Origin of the sequence: Calidithermus terrae (genome assembly GCF_003574345.1) — a bacterium.
GTDB lineage: Bacteria > Deinococcota > Deinococci > Deinococcales > Thermaceae > Calidithermus > Calidithermus chliarophilus.
Window position 1 is genome coordinate 1 of sequence record NZ_QXDL01000040.1, and the last position, 23,238, is coordinate 23,238.

Annotated in this window: 26 protein-coding genes, 1 rRNA gene and 1 pseudogene; 18 read left to right on the forward strand and 10 right to left on the reverse strand. The window is 69.8% G+C overall.

Features of this window, described 5'->3' with window-relative positions:
• From Mterra_RS06510 to Mterra_RS06520, 3 genes are all read left to right on the forward strand, one after another.
• On the forward strand, window positions 1–1,272 hold a 1,272-nt coding region (locus Mterra_RS06510; protein ID WP_147372577.1), incomplete at its 5' end, for an Ig-like domain-containing domain.
• Between the two features lie 25 nt (window positions 1,273–1,297).
• Window positions 1,298–3,745, forward strand: coding sequence for a S8 family peptidase (locus Mterra_RS06515; RefSeq protein WP_119314451.1), 2,448 nt, complete (start codon window positions 1,298–1,300; stop codon window positions 3,743–3,745).
• A gap of 72 nt (window positions 3,746–3,817) precedes the next feature.
• Window positions 3,818–5,884, forward strand: coding sequence for a hypothetical protein (locus tag Mterra_RS06520; RefSeq protein ID WP_119314452.1), 2,067 nt, complete (start codon window positions 3,818–3,820; stop codon window positions 5,882–5,884).
• Window positions 5,885–5,934: 50 nt separating this feature from the next.
• Here the strand turns inward: Mterra_RS06520 and Mterra_RS06525 are convergent, their stop codons facing one another.
• From Mterra_RS06525 to Mterra_RS06540, 4 genes are all read right to left on the reverse strand, one after another.
• Window positions 5,935–6,453 (reverse strand): transposase, encoded by a 519-nt coding sequence (locus Mterra_RS06525; RefSeq protein WP_170159574.1) that lies wholly within the window; start codon window positions 6,451–6,453, stop codon window positions 5,935–5,937.
• Between the two features lie 11 nt (window positions 6,454–6,464).
• The gene (locus Mterra_RS06530; protein ID WP_245971548.1) at window positions 6,465–7,016 is read right to left on the reverse strand and encodes a winged helix-turn-helix domain-containing protein; all 552 of its coding nucleotides are present in this window, start codon (window positions 7,014–7,016) and stop codon (window positions 6,465–6,467) included.
• 278 nt (window positions 7,017–7,294) lie between these two features.
• The gene (locus Mterra_RS06535) at window positions 7,295–7,600 is read right to left on the reverse strand and encodes a winged helix-turn-helix transcriptional regulator (RefSeq protein WP_119314454.1); all 306 of its coding nucleotides are present in this window, start codon (window positions 7,598–7,600) and stop codon (window positions 7,295–7,297) included.
• A 95-nt stretch (window positions 7,601–7,695) separates the two neighbouring features.
• On the reverse strand, window positions 7,696–8,037 hold the full coding sequence (locus Mterra_RS06540; protein ID WP_119314455.1) for a winged helix-turn-helix transcriptional regulator: 342 nt from the start codon (window positions 8,035–8,037) through the stop codon (window positions 7,696–7,698).
• Between the two features lie 124 nt (window positions 8,038–8,161).
• On the opposite strand from Mterra_RS06540, the gene Mterra_RS06545 reads away from it, so the two are divergent.
• From Mterra_RS06545 to ispG, 10 genes are all read left to right on the forward strand, one after another.
• On the forward strand, window positions 8,162–8,704 hold the full coding sequence (locus tag Mterra_RS06545) for a YceI family protein (protein ID WP_119314456.1): 543 nt from the start codon (window positions 8,162–8,164) through the stop codon (window positions 8,702–8,704).
• 148 nt (window positions 8,705–8,852) lie between these two features.
• Window positions 8,853–10,049 carry a beta-galactosidase gene (locus Mterra_RS06550; RefSeq protein WP_119314457.1) on the forward strand — a complete coding sequence of 399 codons (1,197 nt, stop codon included), beginning with the start codon at window positions 8,853–8,855 and terminating at the stop codon, window positions 10,047–10,049.
• Window positions 10,050–10,421: 372 nt separating this feature from the next.
• The gene (locus tag Mterra_RS06555) at window positions 10,422–10,871 is read left to right on the forward strand and encodes a (4Fe-4S)-binding protein (RefSeq protein ID WP_119314458.1); all 450 of its coding nucleotides are present in this window, start codon (window positions 10,422–10,424) and stop codon (window positions 10,869–10,871) included.
• Window positions 10,864–11,151 carry a glutaredoxin family protein gene (locus tag Mterra_RS06560; protein ID WP_119314459.1) on the forward strand — a complete coding sequence of 96 codons (288 nt, stop codon included), beginning with the start codon at window positions 10,864–10,866 and terminating at the stop codon, window positions 11,149–11,151. The genes Mterra_RS06555 and Mterra_RS06560 overlap by 8 nt, the downstream gene beginning before the upstream one ends.
• Window positions 11,152–11,222: 71 nt before the next feature.
• Window positions 11,223–12,170: a ring-cleaving dioxygenase gene (locus Mterra_RS06565; RefSeq protein WP_119314460.1), complete on the forward strand. Its 948-nt coding sequence runs from the start codon at window positions 11,223–11,225 to the stop codon at window positions 12,168–12,170.
• Window positions 12,167–13,120: a ring-cleaving dioxygenase gene (locus Mterra_RS06570; protein WP_119314461.1), complete on the forward strand. Its 954-nt coding sequence runs from the start codon at window positions 12,167–12,169 to the stop codon at window positions 13,118–13,120. Before Mterra_RS06565 ends, Mterra_RS06570 begins: the two co-directional genes overlap by 4 nt.
• Window positions 13,117–13,740, forward strand: coding sequence for an alpha/beta hydrolase (locus Mterra_RS06575; RefSeq protein WP_119314462.1), 624 nt, complete (start codon window positions 13,117–13,119; stop codon window positions 13,738–13,740). The genes Mterra_RS06570 and Mterra_RS06575 overlap by 4 nt, the downstream gene beginning before the upstream one ends.
• Before the next feature lie 236 nt (window positions 13,741–13,976).
• Entirely contained in the window at window positions 13,977–14,618 is a 642-nt protein-coding gene (locus tag Mterra_RS06580; protein ID WP_119314463.1) for a flavin reductase family protein, read from the forward strand.
• The gene (locus Mterra_RS06585) at window positions 14,615–15,403 is read left to right on the forward strand and encodes a VOC family protein (protein ID WP_119314464.1); all 789 of its coding nucleotides are present in this window, start codon (window positions 14,615–14,617) and stop codon (window positions 15,401–15,403) included. The genes Mterra_RS06580 and Mterra_RS06585 overlap by 4 nt, the downstream gene beginning before the upstream one ends.
• 254 nt (window positions 15,404–15,657) lie before the next feature.
• Window positions 15,658–16,881: a flavodoxin-dependent (E)-4-hydroxy-3-methylbut-2-enyl-diphosphate synthase gene (ispG, locus tag Mterra_RS06590; protein ID WP_119314465.1), complete on the forward strand. Its 1,224-nt coding sequence runs from the start codon at window positions 15,658–15,660 to the stop codon at window positions 16,879–16,881.
• On the opposite strand, the gene vapC is transcribed toward ispG, so the two are convergent.
• Window positions 16,871–17,269: a type II toxin-antitoxin system VapC family toxin gene (gene vapC / locus Mterra_RS06595; RefSeq protein ID WP_119314466.1), complete on the reverse strand. Its 399-nt coding sequence runs from the start codon at window positions 17,267–17,269 to the stop codon at window positions 16,871–16,873. The genes ispG and vapC overlap by 11 nt on opposite strands.
• On the reverse strand, window positions 17,266–17,466 hold the full coding sequence (locus Mterra_RS06600) for a type II toxin-antitoxin system VapB family antitoxin (protein WP_119314467.1): 201 nt from the start codon (window positions 17,464–17,466) through the stop codon (window positions 17,266–17,268). Before Mterra_RS06600 ends, vapC begins: the two co-directional genes overlap by 4 nt.
• A 69-nt stretch (window positions 17,467–17,535) precedes the next feature.
• On the opposite strand from Mterra_RS06600, the gene Mterra_RS06605 reads away from it, so the two are divergent.
• A complete protein-coding gene (locus tag Mterra_RS06605; RefSeq protein WP_119314468.1) occupies window positions 17,536–18,450 on the forward strand; it encodes an RluA family pseudouridine synthase in 915 nt (304 codons plus the stop codon).
• Here Mterra_RS06605 and Mterra_RS06610 read toward each other — a convergent pair.
• Window positions 18,447–18,854, reverse strand: coding sequence for an OsmC family protein (locus Mterra_RS06610; RefSeq protein ID WP_119314469.1), 408 nt, complete (start codon window positions 18,852–18,854; stop codon window positions 18,447–18,449). The two genes, Mterra_RS06605 and Mterra_RS06610, sit on opposite strands and share 4 nt — an antisense overlap.
• A 106-nt stretch (window positions 18,855–18,960) precedes the next feature.
• Between Mterra_RS06610 and Mterra_RS06615 the strand changes: the two genes are divergently transcribed.
• Window positions 18,961–20,025 carry a DNA adenine methylase gene (locus Mterra_RS06615; RefSeq protein ID WP_119314470.1) on the forward strand — a complete coding sequence of 355 codons (1,065 nt, stop codon included), beginning with the start codon at window positions 18,961–18,963 and terminating at the stop codon, window positions 20,023–20,025.
• 19 nt (window positions 20,026–20,044) lie between these two features.
• On the forward strand, window positions 20,045–20,524 hold the full coding sequence (locus Mterra_RS06620) for a DinB family protein (RefSeq protein ID WP_119314471.1): 480 nt from the start codon (window positions 20,045–20,047) through the stop codon (window positions 20,522–20,524).
• On the opposite strand, the gene Mterra_RS06625 is transcribed toward Mterra_RS06620, so the two are convergent.
• Both Mterra_RS06625 and Mterra_RS06630 read right to left on the reverse strand, forming a co-directional pair.
• Window positions 20,521–20,946, reverse strand: coding sequence for a DUF4864 domain-containing protein (locus Mterra_RS06625; protein WP_119314472.1), 426 nt, complete (start codon window positions 20,944–20,946; stop codon window positions 20,521–20,523). The two genes, Mterra_RS06620 and Mterra_RS06625, sit on opposite strands and share 4 nt — an antisense overlap.
• Before the next feature lie 93 nt (window positions 20,947–21,039).
• A complete protein-coding gene (locus Mterra_RS06630; protein ID WP_119314473.1) occupies window positions 21,040–22,212 on the reverse strand; it encodes a M20 metallopeptidase family protein in 1,173 nt (390 codons plus the stop codon).
• Between the two features lie 137 nt (window positions 22,213–22,349).
• Between Mterra_RS06630 and Mterra_RS22195 the strand changes: the two genes are divergently transcribed.
• Window positions 22,350–22,787: a hypothetical protein gene (locus tag Mterra_RS22195; RefSeq protein ID WP_170159573.1), complete on the forward strand. Its 438-nt coding sequence runs from the start codon at window positions 22,350–22,352 to the stop codon at window positions 22,785–22,787.
• Here Mterra_RS22195 and Mterra_RS06635 read toward each other — a convergent pair.
• Window positions 22,696–22,887 (reverse strand): annotated as a pseudogene (locus Mterra_RS06635) (PIG-L deacetylase family protein); the annotation flags it as partial. The gene Mterra_RS22195 and the pseudogene Mterra_RS06635 sit on opposite strands and share 92 nt — an antisense overlap.
• Before the next feature lie 229 nt (window positions 22,888–23,116).
• Here Mterra_RS06635 and Mterra_RS06640 point away from each other — a divergent pair.
• A 16S ribosomal RNA gene (locus Mterra_RS06640) occupies window positions 23,117–23,238 on the forward strand; the annotation flags it as partial.

The window sequence follows — 23,238 nt, forward strand, 5'->3', positions numbered from 1 at the left end:
CCCCCGGACACCACCCCCCCGGCCACCCCCGGCGGGGTCAAGGCCACGCCGGGGGACGGCGAGTTCTTCGTGGAGTGGAACCCGTCCCCCGAGCCCGACCTGGCGGGCTACACCGTCTACGTCGGGACCGCCGCCGACGCGCTGCTGCCCACCCTCTTCGTCGAGAAGCCGGCGGTGCTGGCTAAGGTGGCGGGGCTCGACAACGGCAAGCCCTACTTCTACGCCGTGGACGCGCAGGACGCCAGCGGCAACCGCTCGGCCCCCTCCGCGGTGGCCTCGGTGACGCCCAAGGACATGGTCGCCCCCGCGCTGGTCTCCTCGGAGCCGGCCGACGGGGCGCAGGACCTGGGCCTGGTGCCCGCCCTGCGCTTCACCTTCTCCGAGCCGATGGACCCGGGCTCGGTCGAGATCGGGCTGTGCGTGAGCACCGACCCCCCGGCCAGCGCGGCCTGCACGGCGCCCACGCCGGTGAACTTCGGCACCCCGGCCTGGGGCCAGGGCGACACCCAGGTGCAGTTCACCCCCTCCGACCAGCTCCAAGGCGGCAAGACCCACGTGCTGCTGGTCTCGGCGAAGGACAAGGGCGGCAACCCCCTCGCCAGCCCCGGCCGGGTGGCCTTCTCGCTGCGGGCCACCCCGGACACCACCCCGCCCGCGGTGGCCTCGCGCTCCACGGACGCCAACCCCCAGACCCACCGCGGCTTCGTCCAGCTCGACTTCAGCGAGGCCATGGACCAGCAGTCGGTGCAGGCGGCCTTCCTCAGCCAGCCCGCCCTCGCCTGCGCCTGGGTCTGGACCGCCAACAGCGCACGCTGCAACGCGGCCCTCCAGCAGCTCACCACCTACACCATCACCCTCGGGACCGGGGCCAAGGACACCGCGGGCAACGCCCTGGCCGCCGCCTACCAGTTCAGCTTCACCACCCCCAACTTCAACCCGCGCCTGCTCAGCGTCAGCCCGCGCGACGGCGCGTTCAACGTCTCGCCCAGCTCCCCCATCACCTTCACCTTCTCCGAGGCGATGAACGCCACCAGCGTGGCGGGGGCGCTCGAGGTCAGGATCGGCTCGACCGCCGTCGGGGGAAGCCTGGAGTGGAACGCCGAGGGCACGGTGGTCAGGTTCAGGCCCAACGTCGCCTACGGCTACGGCAGGACCGTGACCTGGAGGATCACCACCGCCGCGCGGGAGCTTTCGGCGGGCCGCACCCTCGGGCTGCCGCTGCCCGCCGAGGTCAGCGGCTCCTTCACCACCCAACTCGTCATCGGGCGCTGAGGCCCGGCAGGACAGGAGGAAACCCATGCACAAGCATTCGCTCGTCGTATTCGTCGCCCTCGCCCTGGCGGCCTGCCAGGGGCCGCAGCCCCAGCAACTGCCCCCGCCCACCGTCGGCGAGGACCCCACCCTGCGGCCCCCACGCCCCACGCTCCCCCCGCTCGACGGCAGCACCCCGCGCCCGCTGGCCGCCGTCCGCGACGCCAAGGGCAACCAGGCCGAGTTCGTGGAGAACGAGCTGGTGGTCGCCACCGACGACCCCGCCGCCCTCGACGCCTTCCTGGCCCGCTGGCAGGGGACGGTGCTCAAGGCCTTCGACCCCGCGGCCGCGGGGCTGAGCGGCGTCGGCAAGCAGTATCTGGTGCGGGTGCGCGCCGACGCCGCCGACACCGCCAAGCTCTCGGCCAACCTGCGGGCGCTGGACAAGGACAGCCGGGGCGCGCTGGCGGTCTCGAGCGCCGCCGCCCACAAGCTGCTGGCCGCCGCCGCGCAGGAGCAGGTGGGCGGGCTGAGCGTGGGGGTGAACTGGGTGAGCCAGGGGGGCCTCTTCACCGACCGGGCCACCGCCGAGGCCCCCGCCGGGGACAGCATCGGCGGCACCGCCTACACCGTCAACGCCTTCAACTGGCCGCACCTGCGGGCCGGCAGCGCCCAGGACATCGGGGTGACCGAGGCCTGGCGGGCGCTGGAGATGGCCGGGAAGCTTTCGAACAAGGTGAAGATCGGCGTCCTGGACATGGGCTTCCAACCCGACGAGGACTTCCCGGCCGGGTGGCTAGCCATCTCCAACGTGCCGCTGGTCCACCCCGTCGGCACCGAGAACCTGCTCTCCTGCTCGGGCGGGAACCCTTGCCCCTGGCACGGCACGGCGGTGGCCCAGGCCGCCGCCGGGGTGCCCGACAACGGCTACGGCGCGGCCGGCCCCGCCGGGCCCGTGGCCGACTTGGTGCTCGTCTACACCTCCTACGACTACTTCACCGTCATCGGGGCGCTCGCCGAGGCCCGCATCGCCGGGGCCAAGGTCATCAACATGAGCTTCAGCGCGCCGGTCCCGGCCGCGCTGGCCTGGACGGCGCTGCCCCTCGAGGCCGCCACCCGGGCCGTGCGCGCGAGCGGGGCGCTGCTGTTCGCCTCGGCGGGCAACGAGGGCAAGAACGTCGAGGCCGAGGACTGCTTCGTGGTGTGCTGGGAGGAGACCTGGCACGTGCCCTGCGAGAGCGGCGGGGTCATCTGCGTGGGCGGGCTGGCCTGGGACTCCAAGAACCGGGCCTCGGGCTCGAACTACAGCTCCTCCGACGGCGGCGACGACGACGGGGACGTGGAGATCTTCGCCCCCTACACCCTTTGGGTGGGCCCCGACCCCGACAACCCCGCCAACCGGGCGCGCCGGATCAACGGCACCAGCTTCTCCTCCCCCTTCGCCGCCGGCGTGGCCGCGCTGGTCTGGGCCGCCAAGCCCTCGCTGAGCGCCTCGGAGGTCGAGGACGTCCTCATGAGCACCGCCCACGCCAGCCCCGACCCCAAGGTGGGGAAGTACGTCAACGCCCTCGCCGCGGTGCAGAAGGTGCTGGGGAACATCCCGCCCAGCGTCCAGATCGTCTCGCCCGGCAGCGGCACGGTGCAGATCGGCCTGGGGAGCCGCCTCGAGGCCGCCGTCAGCGACTTCGAAGACCCCTTCCCCTGCTGCACCGTCACCTGGACCTCGAGCGTGGAGGGCAACCTGGGCAGCGGCTACAGCGTCGACTACCTCCCCACCAGCCTGGGCAGCCGCACCATCACCGTCACCGCCACCGACAGCGCCGGCGCGACCGCCAGCGTCAGCCGCGCCGTCACCGTGGTGAACACCCCGCCCACGGTGGCCATCAACGCCCCTTTCAGCGGCCAGCAGTTCTTCCGGGGCGTGAGCTACACCCTGCGCGGCGTCAGCTACGACCCCAACGAGGCCGGCTTCCAGCTCCCCTGCTCCAGCCTGAGCTGGGCCAGCAGCGCCGGCGGGGACGGCCTCCCCAAGACCGGCTGCAACGTCACGGTGAGCTTCGGCTCCAACGGCCCGCGCACGCTGACCCTCACCGGCACCGACTCCCACGGCGGGAGCTCCAGCGCGTCGGTGAACGTCGTCGTGATCGACCCGCCTGCCAACCTGCCCCCCGTGGTCAACATCACCAGCCCGCAGGACGGCGTCAGCGTCGGGCCGGACACCACGCTCAAGCTCGCCGGGAACGCCACCGACCCCGAGGGCGGGGCGGTCACGCTGGCGTGGGACGTGACCACCGGCTACGACCCCTCCACCGGGACCGGCGCCCAGACCTTCGCGGTGACGCCGGCGGCCAACGGCGACTGGAAGCCCTCGGATTCCATCCCCTACGGCGGCTGTGAGGTCAGCGACACGCTTCGCCTGCGGTTGAAGGCGAAGGACCCGCAGAACAACGAGGGGTTCGACTTCGTCGTGATCAAGGTCAGCCGCATCTGCTAGGGCCGGGGCGGGGTTTCCCGTCCCAAGAGCGGTCTGCGGAATGGCCGGTAGACCCGCAAAAGGGGGTTATCAGTGAAGATATACGCGTACCTGAGCCTGCTCCTGCTCCTCGCGGCCTGCGCCCGGCCGCCCGCGCCGCCCCAGGTGGTGGTGCGCCCGGAGACCCGGGTGCTCGACCCGGCCGCGCGCCAGGCCCTCGAGGAGGTCCAGCCCGACGGCACGCTGGTCTTCGCGGGCTCCGCCGCGGCGGCCTTCCAGGCCGGCAACGTGCTGGTCAGCGAGCCCGGGGCCAAGGCCCCCGAGGGGCTACTGCGCAGGGTGACGGGCCTCGAGCAGTCCGGCGGCAAGACCCTGGTGCGCACCGCACAGGCCCAGATCGGCGACGCCCTGCAGAAGGGCAGGCTCAGCGTCGAGCAGGAGCTGACCGAGGCCGACCTGGGCTCCGTCAGCGTCCTGACCCCGGGGGTGCGGCTGCTGGGCAGGCCCTCGCCCCAGGCGGAGGGGGAGTTCCGGGTGGGGATCGACGTGAAGCTCGGCGAGGGCAACCTCGAGCCCCTCACCGTCAGCGGCGAGCTGCGCTTCAAGCCGGTCATCAAGGTGGACCTCGACCTCGACTGCGGCTTCCTGTGCGTCTACGACAACGACCTCGACTTCCTCGCCCAGGTCGGCCTCAAGCAGACCACCGCGCTCAAGATCGCGGGCAAGGCCGGGTTCAACCTCAAGAAGACCATCCCGCTGGCCGTCTTCAACTTCACGCCCAAGACCTTCTTCATCGGGCCGGTGCCGGTGGTCATCACCCCCAGGATCGTCCTCGAGCTGCGCACCGACGGGTCCGTCACGACCGTCATCAGCTACGAGGTCGGCGGGACCCTCACGGCGGTGGCCGGGGCCAAGTACGACGACGGCTGGAAGAACATCAGCGAGCTGAACTACGGCTTCCACGCCGGCCCCGTCAACGTGCCCTTCCCGCTCGCGGGCGTGGTGGAGGTCAAGGCGCTGGCCGCCCTGCGCGGCGAGCTCAAGCTCTACGGGGTGGTGGGGCCGACGCTGGAGATCGCCCCCTTCGTCCACATCGACCTCAAGTACCCCCGCGACCCCATCTGGAAGCTCAACGGCGGCATCCAGGGCAACGTGGGCGTGAGGGTCGACGTGCTGGGCTACTCCAAGCACTACCAGACCAACCTCTGGGACGACAGCGTCGAGATCGCCCGCTCGGACAACAGCGCCCCGCAGGTGAAGTTCCTCAGCGGCTCCACGGGGGACATCGGCCTGTGCTGCACCCTGCGGGTCGAGGTCAACGACCCCGAGGAGGGCGCGAACTGCTGCACGGTGAGCTTCAAGTCGAGCAACCCCGCCGACGGCGCCGAGGGCCAGCTCGGCAGCGCCACCGGCGTGCAGCCCGAGCTGGCCTACGCCTTCACCACCCTGGGCAAGCGCACCATCACGGCCACCGCCACCGACGGCAAGGGCAAGCCCGGGAGCGCGACGCTCGAGCTCGAGGTCGTGAACACCCCGCCTACCGTCGCCATCAGCGCCCCTTTCAACGGCCAGGAGTTCTTCCGGGGCGTGAATTACACCCTGCGCGGCGTGAGCTACGACCCCAACGAGGCGGGCTTCCAGCTCCCCTGCTCGGGGCTCTCCTGGACCAGCAGCGCCGCGGGCGACCCCTCGCCGCGCATCGGCTGCGACGTGACCCTGAGCTTCCCCGCCAACGGGCCCCGCACCCTCACCCTCACCGGCACCGACTCCCACGGCGGGAGCGGCAGTGCCTCCGTGAACATCAACGTGATTGATCCGCCCGCCAACCTGCCCCCCGTGGTCAACATCACCAAGCCTCTCAACGGCACCCGCATCGGGCCGGACACGGTGATCCAGCTCGCGGGCAACGCCACCGACCCCGAGGGCGGGGCGGTCACGCTGGCGTGGGACGTGACGACGGGCTACAACCCCCAGACGGGCCAGGGGGCCGCCACCTACCCCGTCACCCCGGCAGCCGACGGCGGATGGAAGCCCACCGACTCCATCCCCTACGGCTCCTGCGAGGTCAGCGACACGCTTCGCCTGCGGCTGAAGGCGAGGGACCCGCAGAACAACGAGGGCTCCGACTTCGTGGTCATCAAAGTGCTGCGGGTTTGCTGAAGGGGGCGATATCCGGCGCGTGAGGTGCCCCTGTGACGTTTTATACCCTTTCACGTTGATTCCTTCATCCTGGGCCACCAGTGGAAGAGGGTATGCTTGCGTACCGTAGCCGGGTCTGCCGAAAGCACCTGACAGCGCTCCGCCACCACCGCCATCATCGCCTCCAGCGTCTCAAAGTACCGGTTGGCCACCGCCTCGTTCACCAACGGCCACATCCGCTCCGCCGGTTGTAGCTCCGGCGAATAGGGCGGCAGGTAATCCAGGGCCACCCCCTCGGGCACCTCCACCCGCCGGGAGACGTGCCACCCCGCCCGATCCAGCACCACCCAGGCTGTCCCTTCCCCTACCCAGGCTGTCCCTTCCCCTACCCAGGCTGTCCCTTCCCCTACCCAGGCCTGAAACTCCTTCAGCACCCAGCTCATCACCTCGCTGTCCATCCCATCTACCAACAGACTCAGGCTGGCCCCGCTCTCCGGTTCCACAAAGCTGCAGACGTAGAACCATTGGTACCGCTGCGCCACCACCGCCCGCGGTCGCCCCCCCTGGCGGGCCCACACCTTCCGCAACACCGGTTTCAGTCCTAGCCGGTGCTCGTCATAGGCAAAGACCCGAACCGCCCCTCCCTCCGCCCGCGCCGCCTCAACCCTTTGGCAGAGGTTTTTTTATAGGCCTCCTGCGCCGCCGGGTCGCCCTTGCGGTGTACCGGCCGGGGCACCTTCAGACGGTAGCCCGAGGTATGCAGGAGGCGGTAGATCGGGTTGAGCGAAAGCCGCTTACCCAGCCGCAGCGCCACCCACTGCCGCAGTTTCTCGCCCGTCCAAAGACCGCCATCGGGCGGTGGGCTTTGTAGGGCTTGCAGCACCTGGGCGCTTTCCTCTGGTCTCAGCTTGGGCCGGCGTCCGGGGTTGGTGTGGCGACGGTCGCTCAGGGCTTGGGGGCCTTGCTGGTTGTAGCGTTGCAGGGTGGCGTGCACCCAGCGGGGGGTGCGGGTGGTGAGTTGGGCGATCTCCTGAGCCCCCAACCCCCTTTGGGCATGGTAGACGGCCAGGAAGCGAAGCTGGGCGATGGGGTCTTTCTCCTGTTTGATGCGGTGTTGCAGTTGCTCCAGGGTGAGGTGATTGACCACCGTCATGAAAGAAGGATATTACAAAAAGGGGTATTATACCCGGTTTGGGTGGATAGCCTCCCGATGGGAGGCTATCCACCCCGACCGAAGGGATACGCTTTCTTCGCCGACCGTCAGGGAGGGGTGTGCCCTGGGCTTTACAAAGATGTACCTCTGACGGATTTGAAGCGTATCTTTGTGAAGCCGGTATTAGATAGCCTCCGGCGGTCTTTGGTTTGGGTGATTATCTTTTTGAATCCGGTATCACGCCCAGCCCAGGCTGGGTGTGGCTTGCCCCTGCGGGCTCAGCGAAGGGATTTCTCCTCCCAAGCAACCAACGCCTCGAGCGCGGGCCTCAGGCTCTGACCGCGCTCGGTGAGGGCGTAGTCCACCCGGGGCGGCACTTCGTTGTACTCGGTGCGGCTGATCAGGCGGAGTTCCTCGAGCTCTTTGAGGCGCAGGGAGAGGGTGCGGGGGGGAAGGTCGGTGAGCTGTTGCAGAGCGCCAAAACGCAAGGGGCCGCTCTGCAGGCTGTGCAGGATGGCAAAAACCCCCTTGTGCCCCATCAGCTCGAGCAACTGCTCCAGCGGACGCTCGGCAGGTTTTAGCATGAAACCACGCTACACCCGCCATCCTTCTCCGGTTGTACGAATGCCTACAAATCCTAAGAAGTTATAAGACTGGTGAATTCTGAAACAATTTGAACTCAGGCAACAGGTTCCTTGAGGAACTGCTTGCCCCAGCGGTCAATGGCCTCGACCACCTCCTGCAGGGCCTGGCCGGACTCGGTCAGGGCGTAGCTGGTGCGGGGGGGCATGGTGGAGTGGACGGTCTTCTCGAGGATGCCCAGGCTCACCAGCTTGTCCACCCGCTGGGCCAGGGTCGCGGGGTTGCACCCGCCGACCGCCCGCGCGAGCTCGTTGAAGCCCTTGGGCCCGTCGAGCAGGTTGCGGATGATGTGGAGGGTCCACTTCTCCTGCAGGATGTTGATCGCCTCGTAAACGGGGCAAAAGGCGTGGTCGTCGTGCGGGGCATGAGGGTCGGCCATAGTTAGCCCCAGTATAGCACATCCCACTTTGTCGCCCTAATCGCTTGACATTTTATAGTGCTTTGCTTTAGCATCCGGCTCAGGCGACGAAGCAACACGTTCGCCGCATGAGGAGGAAGAAGCAATGCAATGGAACCTGGACCCTAGCCACACCGCCGTAGCTTTCGCGGTCAAACACATGGGCGTCTTCACGGTGCGCGGCCAATTCAAGAAGGTCAGCGGCCTCGTAGAGGCCGACGAGCAAGGCCGGCCCGGCAAGATCGACGTGACCATCGAGGCCGCCAGCATCGAAACGGGCGAGCCCCAGCGCGACGCCCACCTGCGCTCCCCCGACTTCCTCGACGCCGAGCAATACCCCCACCTGCGCTTTGCCAGCACTCAGATCGAAGCGCTCGGCGGCAACCGCTACCGCGTCCACGGCGAGCTCAGCATCCGCGACGTGACCAAGCCCGTGACCCTCGAGGCCGAGCTCACCCCCGTGGTCAAGGACCCCTGGGGCCTCACCCGCGTGGGGGCCAGCGCCGAGGGCAAGCTCAACCGCAAGGACTGGGGCCTGACCTGGAACCAGGTGCTCGAGCTCGGCGCCTTGCTGGTGGGCGAGGAAGTGAAGTTCAGCATCGAGGTCGAGGCCGTGGCCCCCGCCCCGGCTGAGGCTCAGGCGAGCTGAGCCTGGGATAACGGCAGCCACGCCAGAACCCCTCCCGGAAACCCCGGGAGGTTCTTTTTGCACCCGAGGCATAGTCCCGGCCTCTGTGCCCTGCTCGAATGTTGCCCTCATCCGGCCCGGTAAGGTGAGTCGTAGGGAGTCTGGCCGCATGAACTGGACTGCGCGCATTCAACTAGGTTTGGCGATCACGGGCCTCTTGCTGCTGGGGCTGCTGCGGGAAAGCCGGGCGGCGGGCACCGGGCCCGGGTACCGCGACACGTTCTGGATGGGGGTTTTCGCGAGCACGGTGGTGCTGGACGGTCCCCAGGGCATGAGGCGCCTGGTGCAGACCCTGGGCGCGCGCAAGATGAACGCGGCCATCGTGCAGATGCAGGGCCAGGACAAGGACCTCTTCCGCGTCGCCGAGCAGGGCGGTTTCAAGCTGCTGTTCGCCCCCGCCTACGAGCTCGACCGCAACTGGTGGGGCGACGGCGGGCGCACCTTCCCCGACACCCCGGAGCAGGCCCGCAAGGCGGCCCGGGAGGTCGTGGGGCGGGTGCAGGGCGAGAAGAGCCTGCTGGGCTACGTGCTCTACGACGAGCCCGGGGCCGAGCTGAAAAGCCGGGTGTGCAAGATCACCGAGGCCTTCCGCGAAGCCGACCCCGCCCGCGCCGTGACCGGCGTGTTCATCGGCACCGACGAGGGGCGGCAGAGCCTGGTGCGCGAGTGCCGGCCCAACGTGGTGCTCATCGACGTCTACCCCTTCACCCAGGAGAGCAAGCCCGGCGACTTCACCATGCGCGGCTTCTTCAGCGACCTGGACTTCGTGGACTACGTCCGCAGCTACAGCCGCTACCTCGAGGGCCGCCCCCTGTGGGTGCTGCTGCAGACCCACGGCACCGACTGGGAGGGCTACAAGCTGCGCGAACCCAGCCGCGCCGAGCTGCGCGCGATGAACTGGATGGCCTTGGGCGAGGGGGCCGACGGCATCTTCTACTTCCACTGGTCGAGCTTCCAGACCTGGCGCGGCCTGGGCGACAACCCCGAACTCCTCGACGAAGCCGGCGACTTCTCCGAGCGCATCGAGCCCGTCAAGGGGCTGCTGGCGGGGCTCGAGCGCGTGAACGGCGGGTTCTTCCCCCAGTCCAAAGACCCCCGCCACTACGTGAGCACCCTGCGGCGCGGCAACGGCCCGGAAGAATACGTGGTGGTGGTCAACCGCGACGTGCAGCGCAGCCAGGACATCGCCGTGACCTCGGCCAAGCCCGCGCGGCTGCGCGACCTGCTGAGCGGGCGGGTCTTCGCGCTGGGTGAGGCGATCCGGCTGGGGCCGGGGGACGGGCGTATTTTCCGGGTAGTGCCGTAGGAGGGCGGATAGCGGATAGCCGGGCACCGAGCGCGGGTCGTGCGTCGTACGTCGTACGCCAGACGCAAAACGCCAAACGCAAGACGCCCTGGCCCTCGACAAACTATCGGCTACAGGCCACTGGCCTCTCGCTGGCCGCTGACGGCTGATACCGGATTCAAAAAGATAATCACCCGATCCAAAGACCTTCAGAGGCTATCTTTTTGGACCCTAGAGCACACCCCTCCCTGACGGTCGGCGAAGCAAGCGTCTCCCTTCGGTCGGGCCAGTTCGTCCCCATTCGGGGACGAACTGGCCGAATCGGGTATGACACCCCTCGAGAGCGTTCGCCACATTCCAATGGCCCTGCCCGGAGGTGGCATAGACTCAGGCATGGACCAGCGCCAATATCCCGCCGAGGGGATCGTGGTGTACTACGCCCCGCGCCTGTGCATCCACGCACAGGAGTGCGTGCGGGGCCTGCCGGAGGTGTTCCGGCGCGGGGAGCGGCCTTGGGTTCAGCCGCAGCACGCCACGCCGGAGCAGATCGCCGAGGTGATCCACCGCTGCCCCAGTGGGGCGCTCCGGTACGTGCGGCTGGACGGTGTTCCCGGTGAGGCCGCGCCGCAGGCGATCAGCCTGCGCTTCGTCCCGAACGGGCCGGTGTACCTGCGGGGCCCGCTCGAGTTCAAGACCCCTGACGGCGAGGTGATTTTCCGCGGCACCCGCGCCGCGCTGTGCCGCTGCGGAGCCTCCAAGAACAAGCCCTTCTGCGACAACAGCCACCTCGAGACCGGCTTCGAGGCCGAGGGGGCAGCGCTCGAGGTGGGGCGCGATGGCTAGGGTGCTGGTCTACGGGGCCGAGTGGTGCCCGCTGACGCTGGGGTTCCGCAAGTACCTCCAGCAGAGCGGCATCCCCTTCGAGCTGCACGACGTGGAGCACGACCCCGAGGCCGAGCAGGCCGTGCGGGCCATGAACGGCGGTGAGCTCAAGTTCCCGATGGTGGCGGTGGGGGAGCTCGAGAGCCACTGGAAACCCGGCGACGACGCCCGCACGCTGAAAAACCCGCGCCTGGCGGAGCTGCGGGAAACCCTGCAGCGCTACGGCTTCCCGGTAAACTGACCCATATGCTTGATTTTTTATAGCACTATGTTTAATATCATTGGTGAGGTTGCACTCGAGGAGGACGTGCAATGGAGAACGTCACCGGAATTCACCACATCACCGCGATGGCGGGCGACCCCCAGAAGAACCTGGACTTCTACGCCGGGGTGCTGGGACTGCGCCTGGTCAAGCTCACCGTCAACTTCGACGACCCCGGCACCTACCACTTCTACTACGGCGACGGGCTGGGCCGGCCCGGCACCCTCCTGACCTTCTTCCCCTGGCCGCAGGCCGCGCCCGGGCGGGCAGGCGTGCACCAGGTGGGTGCCGTGTCCCTGGCGGTCCCCCAGGGCTCGCTGGGCTACTGGCTCCACCGCCTGATGGAGAAGGGCGTGGCGTACAGCGGCCCCTTCGAGCGGGAAGGCGCTCAGGTCGTGGCGTTCAAAGACCCCGACGGGCTGCAGCTCGAGCTCGTCGCCACCCCCCACGCGCCCGAGGCGGCCGCCTGGGAGGCGATGCCGGTCCCCGCCGAGCACGCCGTCCGGGGCGTCCACGCCGCGCAGATGTGGGTGCTCAGGACCGGGCCGAGCGTGCGGACGCTCGAGGCCATGGGCTACCGCGTGAAGGCGCAGCGCGAGAACGTCACCGTGATGGTGCCCGAGGGCGGGTTCGGCGCGGTGGAGGTGCGGGAGGCGGGAGGGTTCCTGGCCGCGCGGGGCGGCGTGGGCACGGTTCATCACGTCGCCTTCCGCGTCCCCGACGACGCCGCCGAACTCGCGCTGCGCGAGAAGTTGCTGGGCCTGGGGCTGCGCGTGAGCGAGGTGCGGGAGCGGCAGTACTTCCGCTCGGTCTACTTCCGCGAGCCCGGCGGCGTGCTCTTCGAGGTCGCCACCGACACCCCCGGCTTCACCGCCGACGAGCCCTTCGAGGCGCTGGGCAGCAGCCTGAAGCTGCCGCCGTGGCTCGAGGCCAGCCGCGCCCAGATCGAACTGGCCCTGCCCAAAATCGCCCACCCGGGCGCGGAGGTGCGGGCATGAGCGGGGTGAACGGCCTGCACCACGTCACCGCGATGGCCACCCAGGCCCAGCGCAACCTCGACTTCTACGCCGGGGTTCTAGGGATGCGGCTGGTGAAGAAGAGCGTCAACCAGGACGACCCCGGCACCTACCACCTCTTCTACGCCGACGCCGAGGGCCGTCCCGGCACCGACCTCACCTTCTTCCCCTGGGAGAACCTGGCCGCCCCGCGCAAGGGCACCGGCCTGGCCGTCGAGGTGCAGCTCGCCGTGCCGCAGGGCAGCCTGGAGTTCTGGGCCGAGCGCCTGCAGCGCTACGGGGTCAAGCTGGGCGAGGTAGAGGTGCGCTTCGGGGAGCGGGCCCTGCCCTTCCAGGACCCCGACGGCCTCGAGGTCGCCCTGGTGGAGAGCGCCCCCCGCCCCTTCACCCCCTGGGAGCACAGCACCGTCCCCGAGGACAAGCAGGTCATGGGCCTGCACGGCGCGCGGCTGTGGGAGCGCGAGCTCTACCCCACCGCGCAGTTCCTGAGCCAGGCCTTGGGCTTCGTGAGCGCGGGCCAGGAGAAGGGCTGGAACCGCTTCGTCGTCAATGGCGGCGGCTCGGGCAACTTCCTCGACATCAAGGAGCTGCCCAACCTGCCGCGGGGCCGCTGGGGCCGCGGCAGCGTCCACCACCTGGCCTGGCGGGTGGACGACACCGCCCACGAGATGGCCGTGCGCGCCCGCATCGAGGCCGCCGGGATGCAGGCCACGCCGCAGATCGACCGCTTCTGGTTCAAGTCGGTCTACTTCAACGAGCCGGGCGGGGCGCTGTTCGAGCTCGCCACCGACGGCCCCGGCTTCGCCGTGGACGAGGAGCCCGCCCGCCTGGGCGAGAAGCTGGTGCTGCCGCCGTGGCTCGAGCCCCAGCGCGCGCGCATCGAGGCCGTGCTGCCCGAGCTGCGCCTGCCCGAGGCCGAGGTGCGTCCATGACCGCCGAGCTGGGCTTTGTCCACCGCTTCGAGCCCGGCGGCTCACGGGCCACGCTGCTGGTGCTGCACGGCACCGGGGGCAACGAGCACGACCTGATCGGGCTGGCCCGCGAGCTCGCCCCCGCCGCCAAGCTGCTCTCGCCGCGCGGGAAGGTGCTCGAGAACGGCGCTCCCCGCTTCTTCCGGCGGCTGGCGATGGGCGTGTTCGACGAGGCCGACCTCAAGGCCCAGGCCGCCGACCTCGCCCGCTTCGTGAAGGAAGCCGCCGAGCGCTACGGCTTCGACGCGGGCCGGGTGTACGCCCTGGGGTACTCCAACGGCGCCAACATCGCCGCCGCGCTGATGCTGCTGCACCCCGAGGCGCTGGCCGGGGGCGCGCTGCTGCGCCCGGTGCTCCCCCTCGAGCCCCCCGCCCTCCCGGACCTCTCGGGCAAGGCCGCCTTCCTGGCCGCGGGCAACCGCGACCCCTGGGCCCCTGGCGAGCGCGTCGAGGCCCTGGCGAGCTGGCTCGAGCGGGCCGGGGCCGAGGTCGAGCTGCGCTGGCAGGACGCCGGCCACGAGCTGCACCCGCAGGAGCTCGAGGCGGCTCAGGCATGGCTGGCCCGGCACCTGGACGGCTAGCGGCAAAAAGCTTCCGACCCCACGCCACGAGCCACAAGCCACGACCCGGTCTTGCGGACGGCTGATCGCTAAAACCACCTTACACCGGATTCAAAAAGATAATCACCCAAACCAAAGACCTTCAGAGGCTATCTTTTTGGACCCTAGAGCACACCCTTCGGTCGGCCGCCCCGCCAAGGCGGGGCGGCGTCACCGTTCGGTGACGAACTGACCGAATCGGGTATTAGGCTACTGCCATGGAGTTCGACTTCGCCCGGCTCAAACCCCAGGAGCGCTACAAGCTCCTGACCGCCTTAGTGGTGCCCCGCCCCATCGCCTGGGTCACCACCCTCAACCCGGACGGCTCGGTGAACGCGGCGCCGTTCAGCTTCTTCAACGTCATGGGCTCCGACCCCGGCGTGCTGGTGATCTCGGTGGGCAACCACGGGCGGGCCCGGCCCAAGGACACCGCCGCCAACATCAGGCGCAGCGGCTTTTTCGTGGTGCAGATGGTCAGCGAGGAGCTGGCCGAGGCCATGAACCTCACCGCCACCGAGTTCCCCGAGGGCGTCAGCGAGGTGGCGGTGGCCGGGCTCGAGCTCGCCCCCTCCGCCCAAGTCCCGGTGCCCCGCATCGCCCGGGCCCCGGCGGGCTTCGAGTGCAAGCTGCACAGCGTGCTCGAGATCGGGCGCAACCGGCTGGTGATCGGCGAGGTGCTGCACGCCTTCGTGCAGGACGAGTTCATCGCCGACGCCGAACGCTACCACGTCAAGACCGAGGCCCTGCGCCTCATCGGGCGGATGCACGGGCGGGGCGGCTACACGCGCACCCGCGAGATCTTCGAGATGCCGCGCGTCAGCTACGAGGAGTGGCAGGCCCGGCAAGCGGAGAAGGCATGACCGACCTCCAGACCCAAACCCTGGCCCTCACCGGCCTCACCCTGCGCGTGCGCGACCTCGAGCGCCAACTGGCCTTCTACCGCGACCTGCTGGGGCTCGAGGTTCTGCGCTCCGAGGGGGGCCGCACCGAACTGGCCCCCGCCGGGCGCAGGTTCACCCTCACCCTCGTTCACGAGCCCGCCGCGCCCCTGCGCCCCCAGCCCACGCTGGGCCTGTACCACTTCGCCCTGCTGCTCCCCGACCGCAAGGCGCTGGCCGCGGTGTTCCGGCGGCTGCTCGAGGCCCGCTACCCCAACTTCCAGGGCGCCTCCGACCACGGCGTCTCCGAGGCCCTCTACCTCGCCGACGCCGAGGGCAACGGCCTCGAGCTCTACCGCGACCGGCCCCGCGAGCAGTGGCCCTTCCGGGGCGACAAGCTGGCGATGGTGAGCGCCCGCCTCGACCTCGACGACCTTCGGGCTCAATCGCCCCACGGCGCCCCCCTCGACCCCGGGACCACCCTGGGCCACCTCCACCTGCACGTCGCCGACCTCGACGAGGCCGAGCGCTTCTTCCGGCAGTTCGGCATGGAGGTCACGCAGGGCGACTACCCCGGCGCCCGCTTCCTGGCCGCCGACGGCTACCACCACCACGTCGGCACCAACCTCTGGGCCCGTGGCCGCACCGCCCCCGCCGAGTCCACGGGGCTGCTCGAGTACACCCTCCGGCTCAGCCCCGAGGTCAAAGCAAAGCTCGGCAGCCCGACCCTGACCGACCCCAACGGGGCTCGAGTGCGGGTTGATTGAAGGACGCCGGGGCGTGGGAGGCGGTCAACCCAAGGCTCGTGGTTCGTCGAGGGCCTAGGGCCAAGGCGTCTTACGTCTTACGTCTTACGTCTTGCGTTTCGCGTCTCGCGTTCGGCGTTCGGCGTTTTGCGTACGGCGTAGGACGTACGACGTATGACCCGCGTTTGGCTATCGGCCATGAGCTATTTCCCGGGCAACGCCAATTCCCGCACGAAACTACCTTCGGGCTGAGCTCCGCAGGGTAGCATACGGCCATGTTGAGCCCTCGACGCAAGACCCCCACCGTGTGGGTCGGCAAAGTCCCCCTAGGCGGCGACCACCCGGTCGCCGTGCAGTCCATGACCAACACCGCCACCGCCGACGTGGAGGCCACCGTCGGCCAAATTTGGGCTCTGGCCAGGGCCGGCTCCGAGCTCGTGCGCCTCACCGTCAACGACGACGACGCGGCCAAGGCCGTGCCCGAGATCAAGGCCCGGCTGCTCGACCTGGGCGTGGACGTGCCGCTGGTCGGCGACTTCCACTTCAACGGCCACCTGCTGCTGCGCAAGTACCCGGCGATGGCCGCTGCGCTCGACAAGCTGCGCATCAACCCCGGCACGGTGGGCCGGGGCAAGCAGCAAGACCCCAACTTCAAGACCATGTGCGAGGTCGCCGTAGAGCTGGGCAAGCCCGTGCGCATCGGCGTCAACTGGGGCTCGCTCGACCAGGGCCTGCTCACGGAGATGATGGACGCCAACGCCAGGAGCGCCGCCCCCAAGGACGCGCACCGGGTGACGCTCGAGGCCTGCGTGGAGTCGGCCATCCGCAGCTACGAGTGGGCGCTGAAGTACGGCCTGCGCGAGGACCAGATCATCCTCTCGACCAAGATCTCCAACGCCCCCGACCTCTGGTGGACCTACCGCGAGCTCGCCCGCCGCACCGGCGCGGTGCTGCACCTGGGTCTCACCGAGGCGGGCATGGGCCCCAAGGGCATCGTGGCCTCCGCCGCCGGCCTGGTGCCGCTGCTCACCGAGGGCATCGGGGACACCATCCGGGTCTCGCTGACCCCGGCCCCCGGCGAGCCGCGCACCCGCGAGGTGGAGGTGGCGCTGGAGATTTTGCAGAGCATCGGCCTGCGCCAGTTCAACCCCACGGTCTCGAGCTGCCCCGGCTGCGGCCGCACCACCAGCAGCTTCTTTCAGGAGCTCGCCCTCCAGGTCTCGACCAAGCTCAACGAGAACATGCCCAACTGGCGCAGCCAGTACCCCGGCGTGGAGAACCTCAAGGTGGCGGTGATGGGCTGCGTGGTCAACGGCCCCGGCGAGTCCAAGCACGCCGACATCGGCATCTCGCTGCCCGGCACCGGCGAGCACCCCCGCGCCCCGGTCTACATCGACGGGCAGCTCGCCACCACCCTCCAGGGCGACAGCATCGCCGAAGACTTCATGAACCTGGTCAACGACTACATCGAGAAGCGCTTCGGCAAGACTACGGTGTGAGCAGCGCGATCGGCAGGAAGCGTTTGAAGCTCATAAAGTCCTTGTCGGCCGTGAGGATCGCGTAGCCTCGCCGCGTCGCCGCCGCACAGATCAAAAAGTCGGTGTTGGCCCCCTGGACGCCTCTCCCGCGGCAGAGGTTAAACCATTCGGCGGCCAGCTCGTAGTCGTCGGTGCCGAGCTCGAGGTCGGGGAAGGCTCGCAAGTGCGTCTTGAGCCGTTCGAACTGCTCGGGGTGGCGAAGCCCTGAGAGGATTTCCTGGCGCACCGCACCCAACAAGGCCACACGGCCGTCCGCGATGAGCTCGCGGAACAGTCCGACGTGAGGGTCAGCAACCGTGCCGCGCCGGAGGGCTAACGACCACACGGAGGTATCGACGACGACCTTCATTTTTTCCTGCGCTGTTCCTTGTAGTCGTAGCCCTCTTCATACTCGATGGTGCCGAACAGCTCGGTTATCTTGAGCTGCTTGCGCCGCATCACGTACTCCCGCAGGGCTTCCTCCACCACCGCCCGCTTGGTCCGGTGGCGGCCCAGCTCGAGCGCCTCCCGCATCAAGTCCGCGTCAATCTCAAGATTGGTGGCCATGTGCAAATGGTCGCACCCACATCCGCACAAGTCAACCGGAACCGAGCCGCCATCGCTTACATTGAGCCCATGCCGCTCAACCGGGGCTACAGCTACCGCGAGGAACTCGACCGCCGGGCCCTGGGGCACACCGTCCTTTCCTACCTGGCCCTTCGCTACCGCCACTCGAGCCCCCGGGAGTGGGCAGCACGGCTGGCTCGAGGGGAAGTCTGGCTCGACGGCGCCGTGGCCGGCGGGGGCGAGCCGTTGCGGCCGGGTCAGACCCTGGTCTGGCACCGGCCCCCCTGGGAGGAGGAGCCCGCCCCGCGGCACTACGGCATCGTCTACCAGGACGCGGCGGTCCTGGCGGTGAACAAGCCGAGCGGGCTGCCCACGGTGCCGGCGGGCGGCTTCCTGCACAACACCCTGCTGAGCCTGGTGCGCGAGCGCTTCCCCACCGCCAACCCCGTCCACCGGCTCGGGCGGGGAACCTCGGGGCTGGTGCTGTTCGCGCTCGAGGGCACGGCGGCCTCGAGGCTGGGCAGAGCCTGGGCCGGACGTGGCGTCGAGAAGACCTACCGGGCGCTGGCCTCGGGCGTGGCCGCGCAGGACCGCTACGACCTCCGCACGCCCATCGGGCCGGTGCCCCATCCCCGGCTGGGCTCGGTCTATGCGGCCAGCCCCGCGGGCAAGCCCTCCCATAGCGTGGCGTGGGTGCTCGAGCGCCGCCCTGAGGCCACCCTTTTCGCGGTCCGTATCCTGACGGGCCGGCCGCACCAGATCCGCATCCACCTCGCCGCCCTGGGCCACCCGCTGGTGGGCGACCCGCTCTACGGGGCAGGGGGGCAGCCCCTGCCTGGGCTGCCGGGTTTGCCCGGGGACGGCGGCTACTTCCTGCACGCCGAGCGGCTGGTCTTCCCGCACCCCGTGTCCGGGGAGGAACTCGTGCTCGAGGCGCCGGTGCCGCCGGAGCTCGCGACGGGCGCCGTGGCAACCCCTCCTTAGCCCTCCTGCACGATCTCGAACTCGCTGCGTATGTCCACCACGTCGCGCAGGGTCGCGTAGATCGAGCAGTACTTGCTCTCGCTGAGCTCGATGGCCCTCTGGACGGCCGCGGGGTCGAGGTCGCGGCCGGTGAAGCGGTAGCGGATGAGGATCTTCTCGAAGCGCCAGGGGGGCTCGGGCGCGCGCTGGCTGGTGGCGGTGGCCTCGAGGCGGGTGACCTGCTGGCGCTGTTTGTGCAGGATGTTCATGATGTCCCACGCCGAGCAGCCGACTAAGCTCAAGGGCAGCAGGTCGGCGCCGTTGACGCCCTGGGGCTGGGTCATCACGACGGGGAAGTCGTTGCGGTCGCGCAGCAGGAACATCCGCTCGGCTACCCAGTCCACCCGCACGGTCTCTGTCGGCATGATGACCTCCGTTCAGCCCTGCCAGAAGCCCACTTACTGAACTGTAGCCGGATTTTATCCCATGCCGCGCCCGCCCCGCCGCGGCGCACCGGGTACGATACGGGCGATGGTCAAGTACATCGGCTCCAAGCGTGCCCTCCTGCCCTGGATCACCGGAGCCATCGGGGTCATCCACCGCCAGGAGCCCGTGCGGACGGTGGCCGACCTCTTCTCGGGCACGGCCCGGGTGGGCCACGCGCTCAAGAAGCAGGGCTTCTACGTCGTCAGCAACGACCTGATGCACTACGCCCACGTGCTGGCCCAGGCCCTGGTCGAGGCCGACGCCCGCGAGTACGGCCCCGAGCGCCTCGAGCCCGTCCTCCGGCGGCTCAACGCCCTGCCGCCCCGGGCGGGCTGGTTCACCCGCGCCTACTGCGAGCAGTCGCGCTACTTCCAGCCGCACAACGGCGCGCGCATCGAGGCCATCCGGGAAGGGCTCGAGGCCGAGGCCCAGGGCGACCCCCTGCTGCGGGCCGTCCTGCTCACCAGCCTGATGCTCGCCGCCGACCGCGTGGACTCCACCACCGGCATCCAGATGGCCTACCTCAAGCAGTGGGCCAAGCGCTCGTACAACGACCTGCGGCTGGAGTACCCGCCCCTGCTGCCGGGGCTGGGCCGGGCCCTGCGGGGCGACGCGCTCGAGGTGGCGAAGGGCCTCGAGGCCGACCTCTTCTACCTCGACCCGCCCTACAACCAGCACTCCTACCTGGGCAACTACCACGTCTGGGAGACCCTGACCCTGTGGGACCGGCCCCAGACCTACGGCGTCGCCCACAAGCGGGTGGACGTGCAGGAGCGCAAGAGCGCCTTCAACCTGCGGCGCGAGGCCGGCGAGGCCCTGCAACGCCTGCTGGGCTCGATCCGGGCCCGGCACCTGGTGGTCTCCTTCAACGACGAGGGCTTCTTCGGGGCCGAGGCCATCGAGGCCATGCTGCGCGGCTGGGGCTACGTCCACCGCCTCACCCGGCCCCACACCCGCTACGTGGGCGCGCGCATCGGCATCTACAACCCGCGGGGCCAGAAGGTGGGCAAGGTCTCGCACACCGAGAACCACGAGTTTTTGTTCGTGGCGACGCACAGCCGCAAGGTGCACGAGGCGGTGGCGCGCTCGGCAGGGGCGGCAGCCGGCTGAGATGCCGTATGCTCGCCCCATGGAGCGAGCCGAACTGCAACGCATCGTCGCGGCCAGCGACTGGGTGTGGGAGAAGTGGTGGCCGGCGCTGCGGGCGCTGAGCCCCGAGCAGGCCGGGCGCGCGGTGGGCGGGAGCTTCCCCAGCGTCTACGCCACCACCCTGCACCTGGTGGCGGCCGAGTGGGCCTGGCTCGAGCGGCTGCTGGGCCGCTCGCCCGGGGCTTGGCCGGGGCCGGACTGGGCCCCCGACCTAGCCCGCCTCGAGGCCCGCTGGCGCGAGGTGGCCTCACAGCGGCGGGCCTACTTCGAGCAGGCCGAGCCCACCGCCCGCGTGGCGTACCGGCCCTTCACGGGCAACCCCAGCGAGAGTCGCGTGTGGGAGATCGCGGTGCACTTCACCACCCACACCCACTTCCACCGCGGCCAGCTCGCCGGCCAATTCCGGCTGCTGGGCCTCGAGCCCCCCAGCGCCCACCCCATCGCCTTCTTCCGGCTCTAAGCGGTGTCGGTGGGGGCGGCGGGCTCGAGCACGACCCCCGAGATGCGCCACTCGCCCGAGGGCTGCTTCTGCATGAAGTAGTAGGCCACGTATTTTTGGCCGTCGAGCGCGGTCACGCCGAGGACCTGGACGACGGTGCGCTCCACGCGGGTCAGGCGCAGGAACTCGACCTCGAGCGGGCGGTAGAGCGGGGCGTAGCTCTCCCGCACCATCCGGACGAAGTTCTGGGCGTCGCCGAAGCGCTCGCGGATGCCGGGCGAGGCGTAGGCGAAGGCCCTCTCGGCGTCGCCGGCCTTGAAGGCGGCGATCTGGCCCTCGATGACCGCCCGGATGGCCTGGGCGTCGCGGGCCGTGACGCCGGGGCCCTGCGCCAGGCCGAAGGCCAGGGCCACGAGCAGTGCCAGCAGGACCGGGGCTTTCATGCCCGATGATGGCGCTCGAGGCGCGGGGCGTGTGTCAGCCGGGCAACGGTTGGGCTTTAACTCTTGCCGCCCCCTGCTCCTTTGGGCGGGGGCTCAGCCTTCGCGCAGGAAGTCGAGGGCGGTGCGGGCGAGCAGCTCGGCGGCGAGGGGCAGGGCCCGCTCGTCGTCGATGTCGAAGGCGGCGTGGTGGTGGGGCTTGTCCTTGCCGCTGGCGGGGTCGCCGGCGCCCACCCAGAAGTACACGCCGGGGGCGCGCAGCAAGAACTCGGCCATGTCGTCGCCGCCCATCATGGGGGGGATCTCGAGGAGCTTGTCGCCCACCCGCTCGCGGGCGATGGCGCGGAAGCGCTCGGTCATGAGGGGGTCGTTGACCACGGCGGGCGAGCCGGGGCGCCAGGAGACCCCCGCGGAGCCGCCGAAGGCGGCGGCGAGGCTGCCGGAGAGCTCCTCGATGCGGCGGACGAGGTGGCGGCGCAGGCCCGCGTCGAAGGTGCGCAGCGTGCCCTTGAGCTCGGCCTGCTCGGGGATGATGTTGTGCGCCCCCTCCCCGGCGGTGACGGTGGCGATGGTGACGACCGAGGAGAGCAGGGGGTCGGTCTCGCGGCTCACCAGGCTCTGCAGCGCGGTGATCAGGTGGGCGCCGATGAGCACGGGGTCGGTGCCCAGGTGGGGGGTGGCGGCGTGGGCCCCCCGGCCGCGCACGGTGACGGTGAAGGCGTCGGCGGCGGCCATGATGGGGCCGGGCCGCACCCCCACCATCCCGGCAGGCAACTGGCTCCACAGGTGCAGCCCCACCACCGCGTCCACGCCGTCCATCACCCCGGCCTCGATCATGGGGCGGGCCCCCTGCACGATCTCCTCGGCGGGCTGGAACACGAAGCGCAGCTCGCCCGCGATCCCCTCGCGCAGCTCGCTGAGCACGCGGGCGACGTGGGCGGCGACGGTGGCGTGGCCGTCGTGGCCGCAGGCGTGCATGACGCCGGGGGTCTGGGAGGCGTACTCGGCCCCGGTGGCCTCGTGGATGGGCAGGGCGTCGATGTCGGCCCGCACCAGCACGGTGCGGCCCGGGCGGCTGCCCTTGAGCCGGGCCATCAGCCCGGTCCCGGCGATGCCCCGGGTGACCTCGAGCCCCAAAGCCTCGAGGTACTCCGCCAGCTTGGCGCTGGTTCGGTACTCCTGGAAGGCCAGCTCGGGGTGGCGGTGGAAGTCGCGGCGCATGGCGACCATGCTGGGGGCGAGCTGGGCGAAGCGCTGGGCTAGGTCCATGTCGAGAGATTACCGTAAAGCCGGGCAAGGGCGGGGAGGGTTGCCATGCTTCTCATCTCCTACTCGCGAGGCTCTAATCTCGTTGACAACGGCAAAAATCGCTGTTAGCCTGAGCGCGACTTTTGGAGGTTGTTTCGATGAAGCGATTCTTCGTGTACGGGGTTGGGCTCGGCCTGCTGGCCGTTCTGGGTGCGTGCGGCCGCGGCCCCAGCGGCCCCAGCGCCTCCGGCGGCAGCGTCAGCGTGGTGGGCTGGCCGGCCTCGAGCGGCACCCTCCGCTTCCAGAGCGGGGCCGTGGCGGTGGCCGAGAGCCCGGTGGACGCCGGCGGCAACCTCACCTACGCGCTCCCCGTGCCCGCCCCCGCCGCCCTCAGCGAGGAGAGCCTGGTCCCCGACACCTGGCGCACCCGGGGCAACGGCTGCACCGTCAAGACCTCCTTCGAGCACAGCCCCGACACCATCCGCCACGCCCGCCTGGACCTTCTGCCCGGCGCAGCTCCTCGGCGCGGAAGGCCCCCAGGTGCTGGGCCTCGCACAGCCCCAGTGTCCGGCCCGCCTCCCCCTTGGTCAGGGTGATGAGGCCGGTCTCGAGGCCGCGCTCGGCGTACTCGATGAGGGTGCCGCCTGCGCCGAACACTTCGTCGTCGGGATGCGGAACGATCACCAGCAGGTCCATAGCGCCTCATCCTACCCCGCAACGGGGCGCTCGAGCCCCGCGGAGAGGGCGTTTCGGCCGGGTCCGGCGGCAGGACGAACACCCCCCTTGACAGCCTTGCGAATCCTTGATACTCTCTTCTTTGCGTCGCCTAACGGTGACCGCGAACCTTGAAAGCACAGATCGGGAAACCTCATGAAGTAAATACGTGCGTAAAGCACACCCAAAAACGGCACTTCGGTGCCGCCTGTTCTTGGAGAGTTTGATCCTGGCTCAGGGTGAACGCTGGCGGTATGCCTAAGACATGCAAGTCGCACGGGCCGGTTTCGGCCGGCCAGTGGCGGACGGGTGAGTAACACGTGGGAGACGTGC

Coding starts and splice junctions, on each gene's coding strand:
- Mterra_RS06515 (WP_119314451.1), top strand. CDS start 1,298: ATGCACAAGCATTCGCTCGTCGTATTCGTCGCCCTCGCCCTGGCGGCC.
- Mterra_RS06530 (WP_245971548.1), bottom strand. CDS start 7,016: ATGACGGTGGTCAATCACCTCACCCTGGAGCAACTGCAACACCGCATC.
- Mterra_RS06535 (WP_119314454.1), bottom strand. CDS start 7,600: ATGCTAAAACCTGCCGAGCGTCCGCTGGAGCAGTTGCTCGAGCTGATG.
- Mterra_RS06540 (WP_119314455.1), bottom strand. CDS start 8,037: ATGGCCGACCCTCATGCCCCGCACGACGACCACGCCTTTTGCCCCGTT.
- Mterra_RS06545 (WP_119314456.1), top strand. CDS start 8,162: ATGCAATGGAACCTGGACCCTAGCCACACCGCCGTAGCTTTCGCGGTC.
- Mterra_RS06550 (WP_119314457.1), top strand. CDS start 8,853: ATGAACTGGACTGCGCGCATTCAACTAGGTTTGGCGATCACGGGCCTC.
- Mterra_RS06555 (WP_119314458.1), top strand. CDS start 10,422: ATGGACCAGCGCCAATATCCCGCCGAGGGGATCGTGGTGTACTACGCC.
- Mterra_RS06560 (WP_119314459.1), top strand. CDS start 10,864: ATGGCTAGGGTGCTGGTCTACGGGGCCGAGTGGTGCCCGCTGACGCTG.
- Mterra_RS06565 (WP_119314460.1), top strand. CDS start 11,223: ATGGAGAACGTCACCGGAATTCACCACATCACCGCGATGGCGGGCGAC.
- Mterra_RS06570 (WP_119314461.1), top strand. CDS start 12,167: ATGAGCGGGGTGAACGGCCTGCACCACGTCACCGCGATGGCCACCCAG.
- Mterra_RS06575 (WP_119314462.1), top strand. CDS start 13,117: ATGACCGCCGAGCTGGGCTTTGTCCACCGCTTCGAGCCCGGCGGCTCA.
- Mterra_RS06580 (WP_119314463.1), top strand. CDS start 13,977: ATGGAGTTCGACTTCGCCCGGCTCAAACCCCAGGAGCGCTACAAGCTC.
- Mterra_RS06585 (WP_119314464.1), top strand. CDS start 14,615: ATGACCGACCTCCAGACCCAAACCCTGGCCCTCACCGGCCTCACCCTG.
- ispG (WP_119314465.1), top strand. CDS start 15,658: ATGTTGAGCCCTCGACGCAAGACCCCCACCGTGTGGGTCGGCAAAGTC.
- vapC (WP_119314466.1), bottom strand. CDS start 17,269: ATGAAGGTCGTCGTCGATACCTCCGTGTGGTCGTTAGCCCTCCGGCGC.
- Mterra_RS06600 (WP_119314467.1), bottom strand. CDS start 17,466: ATGGCCACCAATCTTGAGATTGACGCGGACTTGATGCGGGAGGCGCTC.
- Mterra_RS06605 (WP_119314468.1), top strand. CDS start 17,536: ATGCCGCTCAACCGGGGCTACAGCTACCGCGAGGAACTCGACCGCCGG.
- Mterra_RS06610 (WP_119314469.1), bottom strand. CDS start 18,854: ATGCCGACAGAGACCGTGCGGGTGGACTGGGTAGCCGAGCGGATGTTC.
- Mterra_RS06615 (WP_119314470.1), top strand. CDS start 18,961: ATGGTCAAGTACATCGGCTCCAAGCGTGCCCTCCTGCCCTGGATCACC.
- Mterra_RS06620 (WP_119314471.1), top strand. CDS start 20,045: ATGGAGCGAGCCGAACTGCAACGCATCGTCGCGGCCAGCGACTGGGTG.
- Mterra_RS06625 (WP_119314472.1), bottom strand. CDS start 20,946: ATGAAAGCCCCGGTCCTGCTGGCACTGCTCGTGGCCCTGGCCTTCGGC.
- Mterra_RS06630 (WP_119314473.1), bottom strand. CDS start 22,212: ATGGACCTAGCCCAGCGCTTCGCCCAGCTCGCCCCCAGCATGGTCGCC.
- Mterra_RS22195 (WP_170159573.1), top strand. CDS start 22,350: ATGAAGCGATTCTTCGTGTACGGGGTTGGGCTCGGCCTGCTGGCCGTT.